The following is a 15,285-nucleotide window of genomic DNA, read 5'->3' as shown; positions in this document are numbered from 1 at the left end:
TGACGACGTGCACGAGATCGAGACGGTGACCACCACCGCTCTGGGGGACACCAGCTACCTCCTGGTCAGCGGGGACGAGGCCGCCCTGGTCGACCCGCAGCGGGACAGCTGGGACCTGGTGGCGTCCTGCACCTCCCGGAAGCTCCGCATCCGGTACGTCCTGGAGACCCACGTCCACAACGACTACGTCTCCGGCGCCCTGGAGGTCCGGGCCGCGACCGGGGCCACCGTGGCCGTCCCCGCCCGCGTCCCCTACGCCTTCGACCACCTGCCGCTCGCCGAGGACGACGAGATCACCCTCGGCGACCTGACCGTCCGCGCCATGGCGACACCCGGGCACACCGTCGAGCACACCTCCTACCTGGTGCTCGACGACCCGGCCCGGCCCCCCGCGGCCGTGTTCACCGGCGGCAGCATGCTCGTCGGCAACACCGGCCGCACCGACCTGGCCGGCGACGACCTCACCGAGCCGCTCGCCCGCGCCCAGTACCGGACCGTGCGGCGGCTGGCGCTGCTCCCCGACCCCACCCGGGTGCTGCCGACCCACGGCGCCGGCAGCTCCTGCGCGGCCGGCCCGGTGTCGGCGGCCCGCACCACCACCGTCGGCGCCGAACGCCTCGCCAACCCCGCGCTGACCGCGCGCGACGAGGAGGAGTTCGTCCGCAGCCGGCTGTCCGGGCTGCCTCCGTACCCCGCCTACTACCGGCACATGGCCACCATCAACCGGAAGGGCCCGGAGGTGCTCGGCGGGGTCCCCGCCCCCTGTCCGCTCACCCCCGAGCAGGTGGAGGGACTGTCCGGGCGCGGCGCGCAGATCGTCGACGGCCGCGACCGCGGCACCTTCGCCGCGGCGCACGTACCGGGCGCGCTCTGCTTCGAACTCGACGACCGCTTCGCGAGCCTGGTCGGCGAGGTCGTGCCGTTCGGCGCCCGCCTGGTGCTCGTCCTGCCCGAGCCCGCCGCCGAGGCCGCCGTCGAGGCGGCCCGCCAGCTGCTGCGGATCGGATACGACGGCATCGCCGGGTACCTGGCGGGCGGAGTCGGCGCCTGGGCCGCCGCCGGCCACCCGGTGCGCTCCTTCCGCACCGCCGACGCCGCGGAACTGGCGGCCCGGCTCGACGGCACCCGGGTCCTCGACGTGCGGCCGGAGCGCCCCGAGGGCGGTGTCCCGGGCACGCTCGCCGTCCCCCTCGCCGAACTTCCGCGCAGACTCGGCGAGATGCCCCGCGACCGGGAGATCTGGACGGTCTGCGGCAGCGGGCGCCGGGCGACCATCGCCGCGAGCCTCCTCGACCTGGCCGGCATCCCGGTGACGGCCGTCGTCCGGGGCGGCGTGGGCGAACTGCGGAAGCACGCGGACGGCTAGGGGCACATCGGGCAGCACGCGCTTCGAAGGGGGAAGAGAGGAGAGAACACCATGGCTGCCACGGGAGGCAACGGCTACGCCCATCCGGAGACCCTGGTGGACACGGACTGGCTGGCCGCGCACCTCGACGACGCGACGGTGCGGGTCATCGACGTGGACGAGGACACCACCGCGTACGAACAAGGCCACATACCGGGGGCCGTGGGCTGGAACTGGACCACCGACCTGCACGCCCCCGTGGGCCGCGACTACCTTGACCGCGAGGCCCTCGGGCGGCTGATGTCCGAGGCGGGCGTCGACTACGACACCACCGTGATCCTCTACGGCGGCAACAACAACTGGTTCGCCGCGTACGCCTACTGGATCCTGCGGCTGCGCGGCTTCAACAGGGTGAAACTGCTCGACGGCGGCCGGAAGAAGTGGGAACTGGACGGCCGGGAGACGACCAAGGAGGTCGAGCGCTACCGGCGCACCGAGTTCACCGTGACGGGCCAGGAGAACCCGCAGTTCCGGGCGATGCGCGGCGAGGTGCTGCAGAGCGCCGGATCCGGCGCGCACCTGGTCGACGTACGCTCCCCGGAGGAGTACCGGGGCGAAAAGCTGGCACCCCCGCACCTCCCGCAGGAGCAGGCCCAGGTGCCCGGCCACATCCCCGGCGCCGCCAACATCCCCTGGGCGCAGGCGGCCAACGACGACGGCACCTTCAAGTCGGCGGACGAGCTGAAGGCCCTCTACGCCGGCAAGGGCGTCACCGCCGACCGCGAGGTCATCGCCTACTGCCGGATCGGCGAGCGCTCCTCGCACACCTGGTTCGCGCTGCACGAGCTGCTCGGCTACCCGGACGTCAAGAACTACGACGGTTCCTGGACGGAATACGGCTCGCTGGTCGGCGTACCCGTCGAGCTCGGGTGAAGCGCGCGAGAGGGGCGGAGCCCGCGCCTCAGGCCGGCGGGATGTTCTGGTTGAGGCGGAACACGTTGTCCGGGTCGCAGCGCCGTTTGAGCTCCCGCAGGCGCGCGTACTTCCGCGCGCCGTACGCCTGCTCCACCCGCTCCGCGCCCTCCTCCATCAGGAAGTTGGCGTAGACGCCCGCCTGGTGCGGGGCCAGCGCCGACCACAGGCCGCGCGCCCAGGCCCGCTCCTCCTCGAAGCCCTCGGCGTCGAGGCAGGTGGCGTTGATGTTGAAGGTGTGCCCCGACGACCGGCCGCCGAAGGCCGTCTCGTCCTCGCCGACCCGGGAGATGGCCCCGCCCAGCTGGAAGATCGGAAAGGCGGTGTACGGGGAGACGATCCGCGCCGCGTGCTCCGCGGTCGTGTCGATCACCTCGTCCGTCAGCCGCTCCACGTCCAGGGACTTGAAGTAGTACCAGCGGCCGGGCGGGAAGGACGGGTCGAACATCGCCTGGTGTGCGGTGAACGGCTTGGGCGCGCACAGGTCCAGCACCGGCGGCGGACCCCACTCCCGCAGCGGCCGCAGCACCCGCTCGCCCTCCTCGACCGGTCCGGCGTAGCAGCACACCACCATCACCACGTGCTCGCCCTGCAGCTCGGCCGGGACGTACGGCAGCGCGGGCGCCCTGCGGTGCACGACGGCCGTGGTCAGCCCGTCCGGGACGGCGGTGATCCAGTCCCGGTAGAAGCGCAGCAGCCGGGCGGACTCGGCGACCCGCCACACGATCGGGCCGGCCAGCACCACCGGGCCCACGGGATTCAGCCGGAACTCGAACTCGGTGACGATGCCGAAGTTCCCGCCGCCGCCGCGCACGCCCCAGAACAGGTCGGGGTTCTCGTCCTCGCTCGCCCGGACCAGGTTCCCGTCGGCGGTGACCAGGTCCACCGCCAGCAGCTGGTCGACGGTCAGCCCGTACCTGCGCATCAGCCAGCCGATGCCGCCGCCCAGAGCGAGCCCGGAGAGCCCGGTGTGGGTGACGATCCCGGCGGGCACGGCCAGCCCGAACGCCTGTGTCTCGTGGTCCAGCTCCCCGAGCAGGACCCCGGCCTGGGCGCGCACCGTACGGCCTTCGGGATCGACCCGGACGCCCTTCATCAGGGACAGGTCGATGACGATGCCGTCGTCGCAGACGGAATGGCCGGGGAAGCTGTGGCCGCCGGAGCGCACGGCGAGCGGACGCCCGGCACCGGCGCCGGTGGTGGCCAGCCGGACGGCCGCCATCACGTCGGCGACGCCCGTGCAGTAGGCGATGAGCTCGGGGCGGCGGCTGATCGAGGCGTTCCACACCTGGCGGGACGTTTCGTACGCCTCGTCCCCGGGCCGCACCAGCGGCCCCCGGAACGGCGACGGGTCGGGTACGGCCCTGGCCATCGGCATGGGCATGTTCCCAGTCTGGCACCGGGCGAGGGGCCGGGCGAGGTGTGGGGCGAGGGGCCGGGGTGGGGGGTCGGGGTGGGGCGTCAGCCGAGGGTGGTATGGGGGAGGGAGGACGCGGCCGGGCCGGTGTCGGCATCGGTGTCGACCAGCACCACCATCAGCGGGCTGGGCCCGGCCGGGGCGCCGTCGAGGGCGCGGAGACGGTAGCGGGCCGTGGTGACCGCCTCGCGGGCCAGGGGGGTTCCGCCGGTGAGCAGCCCGTACGGCATGACGTCGTTGGCGATGCGCAGCGGTGCCGGGCGCCAGGCGCCGGTGGCGGGGTCCCGGCGCTCCAGCCGGTGGCCGGGGAGGGTGCCTCCGGGCATGGCCTCCATCTGGAAGGCGAGCAGCAGGTGCCGGTAGGCGCGGGTGTTGCCGTTGCGCACGGTGACGGTGAACTCCTGGGCCGGGCCGCCCGGCTTCAGCGCGAGCCGGCCGCCGGGGGTGCCGACCGTCATCACGAGCCGGGTGGGTGCGGGGGCCCGGTCCGCGGCCTTCGAGGGGATGGCCGGGGTGCCGGTGCGCGGGGTCCCGGCGGTGGTGGGGACGGCCGAGCCGGTCGGCGAGCCCGCCGGGGCGGACGGAGAAGCGGGAGAGGCGGGGGAGGCCGACGAGGCAGGGGATGTCGGGATGGCGGGGGCGGCGGGGGCGGTGGGTGTGGCCGCCGGGGCCGGCGCTGTCGTCCTGGCCGCCGTACCGGCTCCGGGTGCGCAGGCGGCGAGGGCCGCGGCGAGGGCCCCGAAGAAGAGCGCACGGGTGCGGCGCATGTGGTGGCGTCCCTTGGGTGCGGGTCGGTCGGTTGCCCGTGGAAACCTAACGGGCCCAGGACACGGGGACGACGAGGTCGGGTAACGCTTTCGGCTCTGCCGGGTGCGGTCACGGGCCGAAGGGGCGCCGGGGCGCTGTCGCCCCGGCGCCCCTTCGGCTGGATCGCCGCTCCTGTCATGATCTGCCCGGTCCGCCCGTTCCGCCACTCGGGTGAGGGGCGTGGCAGAGACGGCGGGGGCGGGCGGGTGCGCCTGCGGACGGCAGGGGCCTGGCGTGGAGGATGTCGCCCCTGCCGTCCCGGACCGCCAGGTCAGCCGTGGACGACCTGGAGTTCCTTGATCCCGTTGAGCCAGGCCGCGCGCAGCCGGCGCGGGGCCCCGCCGGCCGCCCGGAGGTCGGGGAGGGCGTCCGCCAGCGCGTTGAAGATCAGGTCGATCTCCAGGACGGCGAGGGACTTGCCCAGGCAGAAGTGCGGGCCGCCGCCGCCGAATCCCAGGTGCGGGTTCGGGTCGCGGGTGATGTCGAAGACCTCGGGGTTCTCGAAGACCTCGGGGTCGTGGTTGGCGGAGGAGTAGAACATCCCCACCCGGTCGCCCTTCTTGATCTTCTGGCCGCCGAGCTCGGTGTCCTGGGTCGCCGTCCGCTGGAAGGAGACCACGGGGGTGGCCCAGCGGACGATCTCCTCCGCGGTCGTCGAGGGCCGGGTCCTCTTGTACAGCTCCCACTGCTCGGGGTGGGTCAGGAAGGCGTGCATGCCGTGGCTGATCGCGTTGCGGGTGGTCTCGTTGCCCGCGACCGCGAGCAGCAGCACGAAGAAGCCGAACTCGTCGGAGTTCAGGTTGCCCTGCCCCTCGGCGGCCACCAGCTGGGTGACGATGTCCTTGGCCGGGCACTGCTTCCGGTCGGCCGACATGCCCATCGCGTAGCCGATGAGCTCCATCGCGGCCTCGGCGCCGACCTCCTCGGTGATGGCGTACTCCGGGTCGTCGTAGGCGATCATCTTGTTCGACCAGTCGAAGATCCTGGCGCGGTCCTTCTGGGGTACGCCGATGAGTTCGGCGATGGCCTGCAGCGGCAGCTCGCACGCGATCTGCGTGACGAAGTCGAAGGAGCCGCCGCCGGCCGCCTCCTTCGCCCCGGCCACGATCTGCCGGGCCCGGTCGCGCAGGGCGTCCTCCAGGCCGCGGATGGCACGCGGGGTGAAGCCGCGCTGCACGATCTGGCGGACCCGGGTGTGTTCCGGCGGATCCATGTTCAGCATGATCAGCCGCTGGGCATCTATCTGTTCGCGCTGGATGTGCTGGTTGAAGCGGATGATCGCGGTGTTGACGTTGGAGGAGAACAGTTCCGGGTGCGTGGAGACGTACTTGACGTCCGCGTGCCGGGTGACGGCCCAGTACCCCTCGTCGTCGAAACCGGTGATGCCGCGGGGCTGCGGGCACCACCAGACCGGTGCGGTCTGCCGCAGCCGCGCGAACTCCGGGTAGGGGACGCGGGACTGGAGGAGATCGGGGTCCGTGGCGTCGAAGCCCTCGGGCAGCGCGGGACAGGTCATCGGGCTCTCCACATCTGATCTGATCCGATCCGACTGAATTCTGACGGCCCATCAGAAATTTGTCCTGAACGTAGTAACGAGTTCTAGAAGTGGCAAGGGCCGCGGCGGCAACTGTTGCGTGGTGCCTCGTGTGGATCCGGTGCGCAAGGCGTGCAAGACCCTTGCGTGACGGGGCTCCGGGCCACTAAGACTTCGGGGAGAACTAGAACGCGTACTAGTTACCTCGGGTAGCTTCGCGTCCGGTTCAATCCGGTCTGGTTCGGTTTGTTCGACCCGGGTCGGGTCAGGTCAGGTCAGGGCGGGGCGCCGGGACGGCCCGCTGTGCAGGTCGTGCAGGATGTGCAGGAGAGGACGAGCTCATGGCCGCGGAACCCGTCATCGTCGAAGCCGTACGCACCCCCATCGGCAAGCGCGGCGGCGCGCTCGCCAACCTCCACCCCGCCTACCTGCTGGGCGAGACCTACCGCGAGCTGCTCGCCCGTACGGGCATCCAGCCCGACTGCGTCGAGCAGATCGTCGGCGGCACCGTCACGCACGCCGGCGAGCAGTCCATGAACCCGGCCCGGAACGCCTGGCTCGCGATGGGCCTGCCGTACGAGACCGCCGCGACCACCGTGGACTGTCAGTGCGGCTCCAGCCAGCAGGCCAACCACATGGTCGCCAACATGATCTCCGGCGGGGTCATGGACATCGGCATCGCCTGCGGGGTCGAGGCCATGAGCCGGGTGCCGCTCGGCTCCGGGTCCAAGCACGGACCGGGCAAGCCCTTCCCCGACGAGTGGAACGTGGACCTGCCGAACCAGTTCGAGGCGGCCGAGCGGATCGCCCGCCACCGCGGCCTGACCAGGGAGGACGTGGACCGGCTCGGGCTGCTCTCGCAGGAGCGGGCGGCCGTGGCCTGGTCGGAGGAGCGCTTCAAGCGGGAGACCTTCGCCGTGCAGGTGCCGACCACCGAGGAGGAGCAGCATGCCGGTCAGGGCATGTGGCGGCTGGTCGACCGGGACGAGGGTCTGCGCGACACGTCCATGGAGGCGCTGGCCCGGCTCAAGCCGGTCATGCCGACCGCCGTGCACACGGCCGGGAACTCCTCCCAGATATCCGACGGCGCGGCCGCGGTGATGTGGGCCTCGCGCAAGATGGCCCGCGCGCTGAAGCTGAAGCCGCGCGCCCGGATCGTCGCGCAGACCCTGGTCGGCGCGGACCCGCACTACCACCTCGACGGGCCGATCGACGCGACCCGGGCGGTGCTCGGCAAGGCCGGGATGTCCCTGAAGGACATCGATCTGGTCGAGATCAACGAGGCCTTCGCCTCGGTGGTGCTGAGCTGGACCAGGGTCTTCGACCAGGACCTGGAGAAGGTGAACGTCAACGGTGGGGCGATCGCGCTGGGGCACCCGGTCGGGGCCACCGGAGCCCGCCTGATCACCACCGCCCTGCACGAGCTGGAACGTCGGGACAAGGAGTTCGCGCTGATCACGATGTGCGCCGGCGGTGCGCTCGCCACCGGCACGATCATCCAGCGGCTCTGACCCGTCCGGCGCCCGCCCCGGCGGGCGCGGCTCCGGCGGCGCCCAAGGGTGCCGCCGGTCACTGACCCTGTGGGATGGGATGCGGAAGGCCCCGGCGGGCCGGACCTGGGGAGGCCGGCCACCGGGGCCTTCGCGTGCGTGTGTGGGGGCGCTGTCGCGTTCGCTGTCGCTGTCGCGCCGGGTGCCGTCGCGCGGGGGTGCCGTCGCGTCGTGCGCGGACCGGGCGTGTGCCCTCGCGTTCGGCGGGGACGCGCGGGGCGCCGTCGACTTCGCTGTCGACGCGCCGCATGCCGTCACGTCCCGTGATGGTGCTGCTGTGCTGCAGGCGGTGCTGGGTGTTGCTGATCCTGCTGGGTGTTGCTGATCTTGCTGGTGGTGCTGGTGCTGCTCGCGCCGCGTGTGTGCTCGCGGTTCCGCGCCGTGTGCGCGGGCTGCGGCCGGCTTAGTACCAGTGGTTGTTCTGCCAGAAGTTCCAGGCGTCGACCGGGGAGCCGTAGCGGGAGTTCATGTAGTCCAGGCCCCACTTGATCTGGGTGGCCGGGTTGGTCTTCCAGTCCGCGCCGGCCGAGGCCATCTTCGAGCCGGGCAGGGCCTGGACCAGGCCGTAGGCGCCGGAGGAGGCGTTGGTGGCGGTGGGGTTCCAGCCGCTCTCGTGCTCGACGATCTTGCTGAAGGCGGCGAACTGGGCCGGGTCCTTGATCATCTGCTGGGCGATCGCCTTGGCACTCGTCGGGGCGGCCTGCGCGGGGACGGCGGCGAGCACGGAACCCGCGACACCCAGGGCGACGACAGAACCGGCGAGGGCCTTCTTGGAAGCGGCGATGCGGCGGATGACAGCGTTGGACACGGATGAGCCTTCCGAAGGGGACAAGGACGGCCGCGGCGCATGCCGAAGACATGCGTGAGCCACTCACGCGGAGGAGAGGGGTTCGTCCGGCGGGGGGCTGTGCGCCCCGGCCGCCTCGGCGACGAGAACCAGTTAGCCAGGCCGACGAGGCCCTGGCAACGACCCCGCCTACGACCGGGGGTAGTGGCCCGGGGCCTCCGGCCCCGGGTGGCGGCGGGGGTGGGAACCGCAGGTGGGAGAGCGGAGGCAGGGTCCGTGAGGAGGTCTGGCGGGACTACTGCCCCGGGTCGTATGTGACCTGGGTCCTGTGGGCCGCCTCACCGGCTCGGGGCCTGAATCTCACCTTCTGTGGTCGGTTGTACCCCTTTCGGGGGTGTGTCCTGGGCCACTTCGACCCCGGATTCGAAGGTGGCGGACGCGTCGAACGCCGCTTTCCGGGTGGCCCGGCGGAGCGCCCGCAGCACGGTGGCACCGAGCACCAGGGTCAGCACGGCGGTCAGCGAGGCCCGGCCCAGGTCCCAGCCGAGGGAGGTGGCCAGGTAATAGGCGCCGAAGCGGGCCAGGTTCTCGGGCAGCGGGTCACCGGCCTGGAAGGAGATGTTCTCGGCGTACCGGAAGAACACCCAGCCCTGCAGGTTCATCACCAGGCCGTACCCGAACGAGGCGACGAACCCGTACGCCGCGAGCAGCCACAGCTCGGCGCGTCCGCGGAGCCGGATCCGGCCGGGCAGCAGGCCCGCGCCCAGCGCGAACCAGCCGAGCGACAGCATCTGGAACGGCATCCAGGGCCCCACCCCGCCGGTCAGCAGGGCGGACGCGAACATGGTGACGGCGCCCAGGACGAAACCGAAGCCCGGGCCGAGGACCCGGCCGCTGAGCACCATCAGGAAGAACATGGGCTCCAGCCCGGCGGTGCCCGCGCCGAGCGGGCGCAGGGCGGCGCCGACCGCGGCGAGCACCCCGAGCATGGCCACGGCCTTGGCGTCCATGCCGTCGTCGGCGATGGTGGCGACCACCACGGCCACCAGGAGCGGCAGCAGCGCGGCGAACAGCCAGGGGGCGTCCTGGGAGTGCGCCAGGCCGGACTGGCCGGAGGCGAGTAGCGGCCAGCCGAAGGCGGCGATGCCGATGAGGGTGACGAGGGCGAGGGCCGCGGCGGCACGGGGGCCGACGGGGACGGGACGGGGCGTACGGGCTGTACGGGCTGTACGGGGGCCCGGGGGAGTACGGCTCATCGGTCGGCCGCTCCTGCTTCGGCCGCTCCCGCTTCGGGTGCTCCGTCTTCCCGTGCTTCTGCGCCGGGTGCTCCGGGCGGTGGACCGGGACGGTCGGCCGTGTCCTGGAGCGGTCCGCTGCGGTAGGTGCGGCCGGGGCGGGGGGCCGGCGGGGCGCCGGTGCCCTCGCCCGCGGCGGCTTCGGTGTTCTCCCTCGGCGCGGGCAGGGATGTGGAGGGCGTGCCGGCCAGGGCCCCGGCGACCTGCGACACCGTGAGCCACGGGGCCGGCGCGAGGATCTTCGCGACCTGCGGGGAGAAGGCGGGGGAGGAGACCACGACCTCGGCGGTCGGACCGTCCGCGACGATCTCGCCGCCCGCGAGGATGACCACGCGGTCCGCCACCTCGGCGGCCAGTTCCACGTCGTGCGTGGCGAGCACGATGGCGTGGCCGTCGGCCGCGAGCCCGCGCAGCAGCTCGACCAGCCGGGCCTTCGCGGCGTAGTCCAGGCCGCGGGTCGGCTCGTCGAGCAGCAGCAGTGCGGGTCGGCCGGTCAGCACCAGCGCGAGCGCGAGGGCGAGACGCTGGCCCTCGGAGAGGTCGCGGGGGTGGGTGTCGTCCGCGACGTCCGGGAGCAGCGCGGACACCAGGCCCCGGCAGGTGCCGGGGGGAGCGCCGGCATCGGCGTCGGCCGCGTCGCACTCCGCCGCGACGGTGTCGGCGTAGAGGAGGTCGCGGGGGTCCTGGGGGACGAGGCCGACCCGGCGCACCATGGCGCGGGGCGCGGTGCGGTGGGGGGTGGCGCCCCCGACGGTGACGGAACCCGAGGCGGGTTCGAGCATGCCGACCAGCGCGGACAGGAGGGTGGACTTGCCGGCGCCGTTCCGGCCCATCAGGGCGATGGTCTCGCCGGGGGTGACGGCGAGGTCGACGGCGCGGAGGGTTTCGGTGCGGCCGCGGCGGACGGTGAGCGTCTTCGCCTCGGCGAGCGGGGCGTGGCCGGCCTGCGGTGGCTGCGCGGGCCGGGCGGTGCTGCGCCGGAACCGGCCGAGAAGTCCCCCACCCCGCCCTCCCCCTGGCTCCGCCGGGGAGACCCCCATGCCGAAACTCAGGGCTCCGCCCCGAGAGCCCGCTTTCCGCGGCTCCGCCTCGGGCCCGGTGGGGGCTGCGCCCCCCGGCGTGCCCAGGGCGGTGCCGCCCGGCGGGAGCGGGGTGGCGGGGAGGCGGGTGTGGAGGGTGGGGGCCTGGCGGCGGGCGTCGCGGACGGAGAGGGGGAGGGGGTGCCAGCCGGCCAGGCGGCCCAGGGCGACCACCGGGGGGTGCACCGGGGAGATCGCCATGATCTCGGCGGGGGTGCCGAGAACGGGGGGTGTGCCCGGGGCCTCCAGCAGCAGCAGGCGGTCGGCGTACTGCACCACGCGCTCCAGGCGGTGCTCTGCCATCAGCACCGTGGTGCCCAGGTCGTGCACCAGCCGCTGGAGCACCGCCAGGACCTCTTCGGCAGCCGCCGGGTCCAGGGCGGACGTGGGCTCGTCCAGCACCAGCACCTTCGGGTGCGCGGTCAGTACGGAGCCGATCGCCACCCGCTGCTGCTGGCCGCCCGAGAGGGTGGTGAGCGGCCGGTCACGGAGTTCGTTCAGGCCGAGCAGGTCCAGGGTCTCCTCCACCCGGCGGCGCATGACGCCGGGCGGCAGCCCCAGTGACTCCATGCCGTACGCCAGCTCGTCCTCGACGGTGTCCGTCACGAAATGGGCCTGCGGGTCCTGGCCGACCGTGCCGACCACGTCCGCGAGCTCCCTCGGCCGGTGGGTGCGGGTGTCCCGCCCGGCGACCGTGACCCGGCCGCGCAGGGTGCCGCCGGTGAAGTGCGGGACCAGGCCGGAGACCGCGCCGAGGAGCGTGGACTTGCCGACCCCGGAGGGGCCGACGAGGAGGGTGAGCTCGCCCTCCGGGATCGTCAGGTCGGCGTCGTCGAGCGCGGGCGCGGGTGCGCCGTCGTAGGAGATGGAGACCTGCTCGAAGCGGATCACGGGTTACGACGCCTCCTTCGGCGGTACGGGCGCCACGAAGGCGGGGAGCAGGCCGATCAGGACGGCGGCGGCGGGCCAGAGCGGCAGGCCGGGGGCGACCAGCGGTACCACGCCCGGCTTCAGGGCGGCCGGGGCGACGGCCGAGGCGTGGATCATCAGGGCGGCGACCGCCGCGCCCGAGCCCGCGACCAGCCAGGACCGAGGGCCCCAGCGGTCGGGCCGGTAGCGGGTGCGGACGCTGCGCCGGCCGCCGAGGCGGAGTCCGGCCAGGGCCAGGACGAGGCCGCCGAGCAGCACGGGCAGGCCGTACGCGGCGCCCGCGGCGGCGAGCAGCCCGTACGTGCCGGCGCACATGCCGATCAGGCCGCCGAGGGTGAGGACGGTGGTGGTGCGGCGCACGGCGGGCGGGACCGCGGCGGTGCGGCCGTAGCCGCGGGCGTCCATGGAGGCGGCGACGGCCACGGAGCGTTCGAGCGCGCCCTCCAGGACGGGCAGGCCGATCTGGGCGATGGCGCGGATGCCGCCGGTCGGGCGTCCGCGCAGGCGGCGGGCCCGGCGGAGGCGGGCCACGTCCGCGACCATGTTCGGCGCGAAGGTCATGGCCACGACGACGGCGACGCCGGCCTCGTAGAGCGCGGCCGGGAGCGACTTGAGCAGGCGGGCCGGGTTGGCGAGGGAGTTGGCGGCGCCGATGCAGACGAGGAGGGCGGCCAGCTTGGCGCCGTCGTAGAAGGCGAAGACCAGCTGTTCGGCGGTGACCCGGCCGCCGAACCGGATGCCCTGTGCCCAGTCGGGCAGCGGCACCTCGGGGAGGGTGAAGAGGACGTGGGTGCCGGGGATCGGGGAGCCGAGGAGTACGGAGAAGGCGAGGCGGAGGGCGAGCACGACCAGGCCGAGCTTGATGAAGGCGGAGTAGGAGCGTGCCCAGGGGGCGGTGGTCTCGCGGCGGGCGGCGACGACGTAGCCGGCGACGGCGACGATCAGGCCGAGGAGGAGGGGGTTGGAGGTGCGCGAGGCGGCGGTGGCGAGGCCGAGCGCCCACAGCCACCACGCGCCCGCGTGCAGGGCGTTGGCGCGGGTCGCCTCCGGAGCGGCCCAGCTCCGCCTCCGGCTCCGCTGGTTGGAGCGCGTCCGTCGGTACGAGGCCCCGCGCGCGGGGTCTGCGGTTGCCCGTGCGGGCGTACGGGGCGCAGGTGGGGCCGGGGCTGCGGTCGCGTCGGGTGCGGCTTCGTCGGGGGTGCGCCCGGCCTGCGGCCGGGCGGTGTTCCCACCCGCAGCACCCGTGCGGGCCGTGGGACCGGCGCGGGTGGCCCCGGTGGGCGGTACCGCGCCGTCGGCGGCCGCGGGCCGGTCGGTGGCCGATGGGGCCGCGTCCGGGGCGGCCGTGTCCGGTTGGGTGGCGGCTGCGTCGGGGATGGCCGCCGCGGACTCGGCCGCCTGGGACTCAGCCGGTTCGGTGGCGGCCGTCGGGTCGTGCTCGGGGGTCATCGGGTGCGGCGGCGGGACCGCACGAGGGCGGCCGTGCCCAGGGCGAGGATCGCGGCGATGCCTGCGAGCAGGCCGAGGGAGGGGCCGGAGCCGGAGTCCTCGGCGGCCGGTTCCGCGGACGTCGGTGCCGGGGACTGCGCGCCGGTCGGTGCGACGGTCGGGGCGGTGGGCTGGTCCGTGGGCTTCGGGGGCGTGTTCGCGACCTGCTCGCCGCAGCCCTGGCGGGGGTAGCCGGAGATCGCGCACAGCAAGGCCGTACTGTCGTAACGGAGCGGCTTGGCCACCGAGGCCAGGGCCTCCGCCGCCGTACCGGCACGGTCCAGCCGGGCGCAGGCCGTGCGCGGCGCGTCCTGCGGCGGGGTCTCGCCCGAGGGGGCGTCCGACGGGAGGCCGAAGTCGATGACCACGGCCACCCGCTTCTTGCCGGCCGCGGCCGGCGTCGACGCGCAGATCGCGGCGAAGTCCGCCGCGGCCCGGGGTTTGGCGACCTCCGCCGAGGCGTCCTTGCTCACCACGAAGCGGAAGCCCTGCACGGAGCCGTCCGCCGGGCGGGCCGCCGAGGGCCCGAGCGTCGCGTACGACCAGCCGCCGTCCGCGGCGCCGTCCCAGAACGACCAGTAGCGGTAGCCCGCGGCGTGAGCGGCGGGCCCGGCGACGAGGACGGTGAGGACGGCGAGGACCCCGGCGAGCAGCAGGGACGCGGCGGAGGCCCCCCGCCTCACGGCTGCTGCTTCTTCCGGCGGCCGCTCAGCAGGATGCCGATGCCGACGCCGGCGGCCGCACCGGCGCCCACCGTCCACCACAGGGCCGAGCCCGAGCCCGAGTCCTTCTCCTCGTTCTCGTCCTTCGACGGCATGCCGCCGGTGGCCTTCGTCGGGGCCGAGGCCGGGGCCGGGCCCTGGGCGTTCAGGCCCGCCACCAGGTCGGTGCCGCCGAACGCCCGCGGGTCGGCGCCGCCCGCGTGCGCGGCCAGGACCAGCTGGGCGTACGCGGCCGGACCGGCCGTCTTCGCCCAGGCGGCGGCGTTCTGCTGCAGCCAGGCCAGCGGCTTCGCCGCGGCCTGCTTGTGGCCCGCGGCGGCCAGCGCGACCACCGCGTCGGCGGTGTTGCCGAAGTCCGGCTGGTCGGTGGCGCCGGGCATCGCCGACATCAGGTGGTCGCCGGAGGCGGCCATGGTGCGGCTCAGGTAGCCCGCGCCGCCCGCCGCCGCCTGCGCCGGGTCCTTCGCGCCGCCCGCCTCGCAGGAGACCGGGTTCGGGCCCACCGGCTGGTCGGCGGCCGGGGCCGCCACGACCATGCCCTTGCCGAGCACGCCCAGCACCGCCGCGGCGGTACCGTCCGCGTTGGCGATGAGCTTGCCCGACTTGTCCGGCTGGAACGCGAACGCGCCGAGGTCGGCCTCCTTGGAGAAGCCCTCCTCCGCGCACGCCACCTGGAGGCCGCGCAGCGCGTCGTAGGCGGTCTTGCCCGCCTTCGACTTGAGCTCGGCGGGCTTCTCTCCGGCGGCCGCGAGCGCGCCGGCCACGATGCCGGTCGAGTTGGCGTCCGTACCGAAGTCCATCGCGCCGCCGGGGCTGTAGCTCCAGCCGCCGTTGTCGTTCTGGACCGACTTCAGCCAGTCCGTGGCCTTCTTCACCTCTGTCTCGTGGCCGCCGAGCGCGGTCAGCGCCTGCACGGCCGCCGCGGTGGCGTTGGAGTCGAGCACGGTGGAGGCGTCGCACGCCTTGGCGGGGTCCGGGCGGAACGAGGCGAAGCCGCCGTTCGCGCACTGCTGGCCGGTCAGCCAGGCCACCGCCTGCGGCGCGGGCTTCACCCCTGCCGTGTGCTGCGCGACGAAGGCCAGCGACTGGCGGAAGACGCCGTCGTAGGTCGGGTCGGCGGTGCCGTACAGGCCGGAGGGTATGACCACCGGGGACGGAGAGGGGGACGGCGCGGCGAGGGCGGCGGGGGCGGCGGCCGCGCACAGCGCGGCGGAGGCGGCGAGCGTGGCGGCGCTGCGGCGGACGTTCATGACGGGGCGGGTGCCTCTTCTGCAGGGGAGCGGGAGGCGGGCGCGCGCCCCTGCAGGCGCCGCCGTGCTCCGGCTCCGTTGACCTCGACGGTGCCGGCCACCCTTCCGG

The 15,285-nt window shown here is 74.2% G+C and carries 12 protein-coding genes; 3 read left to right on the top strand and 9 right to left on the bottom strand.

Going from position 1 to position 15,285, the window contains the following annotated elements:
* Window positions 1-7: 7 nt before the first annotated feature.
* Together ACGFQ9_RS26665 and ACGFQ9_RS26660 are read left to right on the top strand one after the other, a co-directional pair.
* Window positions 8-1,366 carry a rhodanese-like domain-containing protein gene (locus ACGFQ9_RS26665; protein WP_393577173.1) on the top strand — a complete coding sequence of 453 codons (1,359 nt, stop codon included), beginning with the start codon at window positions 8-10 and terminating at the stop codon, window positions 1,364-1,366.
* A gap of 51 nt (window positions 1,367-1,417) precedes the next feature.
* A complete protein-coding gene (locus ACGFQ9_RS26660) occupies window positions 1,418-2,278 on the top strand; it encodes a sulfurtransferase (RefSeq protein ID WP_393577172.1) in 861 nt (286 codons plus the stop codon).
* Window positions 2,279-2,306: 28 nt separating this feature from the next.
* Here the strand turns inward: ACGFQ9_RS26660 and ACGFQ9_RS26655 are convergent, their stop codons facing one another.
* The 3 genes from ACGFQ9_RS26655 to ACGFQ9_RS26645 all read right to left on the bottom strand — a co-directional run bounded on the left by ACGFQ9_RS26655 (window position 2,307) and on the right by ACGFQ9_RS26645 (window position 6,057).
* Window positions 2,307-3,701, bottom strand: a complete 1,395-nt coding sequence (locus ACGFQ9_RS26655) for an FAD-binding oxidoreductase (protein WP_393577170.1) — start codon at window positions 3,699-3,701, stop codon at window positions 2,307-2,309.
* Between the two features lie 77 nt (window positions 3,702-3,778).
* Window positions 3,779-4,501, bottom strand: coding sequence for a hypothetical protein (locus ACGFQ9_RS26650; RefSeq protein ID WP_393577168.1), 723 nt, complete (start codon window positions 4,499-4,501; stop codon window positions 3,779-3,781).
* 311 nt (window positions 4,502-4,812) lie between these two features.
* Window positions 4,813-6,057: a cytochrome P450 gene (locus ACGFQ9_RS26645; RefSeq protein ID WP_393577166.1), complete on the bottom strand. Its 1,245-nt coding sequence runs from the start codon at window positions 6,055-6,057 to the stop codon at window positions 4,813-4,815.
* 359 nt (window positions 6,058-6,416) lie between these two features.
* On the opposite strand from ACGFQ9_RS26645, the gene ACGFQ9_RS26640 reads away from it, so the two are divergent.
* Window positions 6,417-7,586 carry a steroid 3-ketoacyl-CoA thiolase gene (locus ACGFQ9_RS26640; RefSeq protein WP_393577164.1) on the top strand — a complete coding sequence of 390 codons (1,170 nt, stop codon included), beginning with the start codon at window positions 6,417-6,419 and terminating at the stop codon, window positions 7,584-7,586.
* A 442-nt stretch (window positions 7,587-8,028) separates the two neighbouring features.
* On the opposite strand, the gene ACGFQ9_RS26635 is transcribed toward ACGFQ9_RS26640, so the two are convergent.
* The 6 genes from ACGFQ9_RS26635 to ACGFQ9_RS26610 all read right to left on the bottom strand — a co-directional run bounded on the left by ACGFQ9_RS26635 (window position 8,029) and on the right by ACGFQ9_RS26610 (window position 15,176).
* Window positions 8,029-8,433 carry a transglycosylase SLT domain-containing protein gene (locus tag ACGFQ9_RS26635; RefSeq protein ID WP_393577162.1) on the bottom strand — a complete coding sequence of 135 codons (405 nt, stop codon included), beginning with the start codon at window positions 8,431-8,433 and terminating at the stop codon, window positions 8,029-8,031.
* Window positions 8,434-8,750: 317 nt separating this feature from the next.
* Window positions 8,751-9,668, bottom strand: a complete 918-nt coding sequence (locus ACGFQ9_RS26630) for an ECF transporter S component (RefSeq protein WP_393577160.1) — start codon at window positions 9,666-9,668, stop codon at window positions 8,751-8,753.
* Complete coding sequence (locus ACGFQ9_RS26625) at window positions 9,665-11,677, bottom strand: ABC transporter ATP-binding protein (protein ID WP_393577158.1); 2,013 nt, start codon at window positions 11,675-11,677, stop codon at window positions 9,665-9,667. The genes ACGFQ9_RS26630 and ACGFQ9_RS26625 overlap by 4 nt, the downstream gene beginning before the upstream one ends.
* A 3-nt stretch (window positions 11,678-11,680) precedes the next feature.
* Window positions 11,681-13,093, bottom strand: a complete 1,413-nt coding sequence (locus ACGFQ9_RS26620; RefSeq protein ID WP_393577547.1) for an energy-coupling factor transporter transmembrane protein EcfT — start codon at window positions 13,091-13,093, stop codon at window positions 11,681-11,683.
* A 68-nt stretch (window positions 13,094-13,161) separates the two neighbouring features.
* Window positions 13,162-13,887: an SCO2322 family protein gene (locus ACGFQ9_RS26615; protein WP_393577156.1), complete on the bottom strand. Its 726-nt coding sequence runs from the start codon at window positions 13,885-13,887 to the stop codon at window positions 13,162-13,164.
* Window positions 13,884-15,176 carry a prenyltransferase/squalene oxidase repeat-containing protein gene (locus ACGFQ9_RS26610; protein ID WP_393577154.1) on the bottom strand — a complete coding sequence of 431 codons (1,293 nt, stop codon included), beginning with the start codon at window positions 15,174-15,176 and terminating at the stop codon, window positions 13,884-13,886. Before ACGFQ9_RS26610 ends, ACGFQ9_RS26615 begins: the two co-directional genes overlap by 4 nt.
* Between the last annotated feature and the right edge of the window lie 109 nt (window positions 15,177-15,285).

The organism is Streptomyces sp. NPDC048603 (genome assembly GCF_043199475.1).
GTDB lineage: Bacteria > Actinomycetota > Actinomycetes > Streptomycetales > Streptomycetaceae > Streptomyces.
The sequence above is the reverse complement of the archived record's forward strand: the minus strand, read 5'-3'. Positions and strand labels throughout refer to the sequence as shown.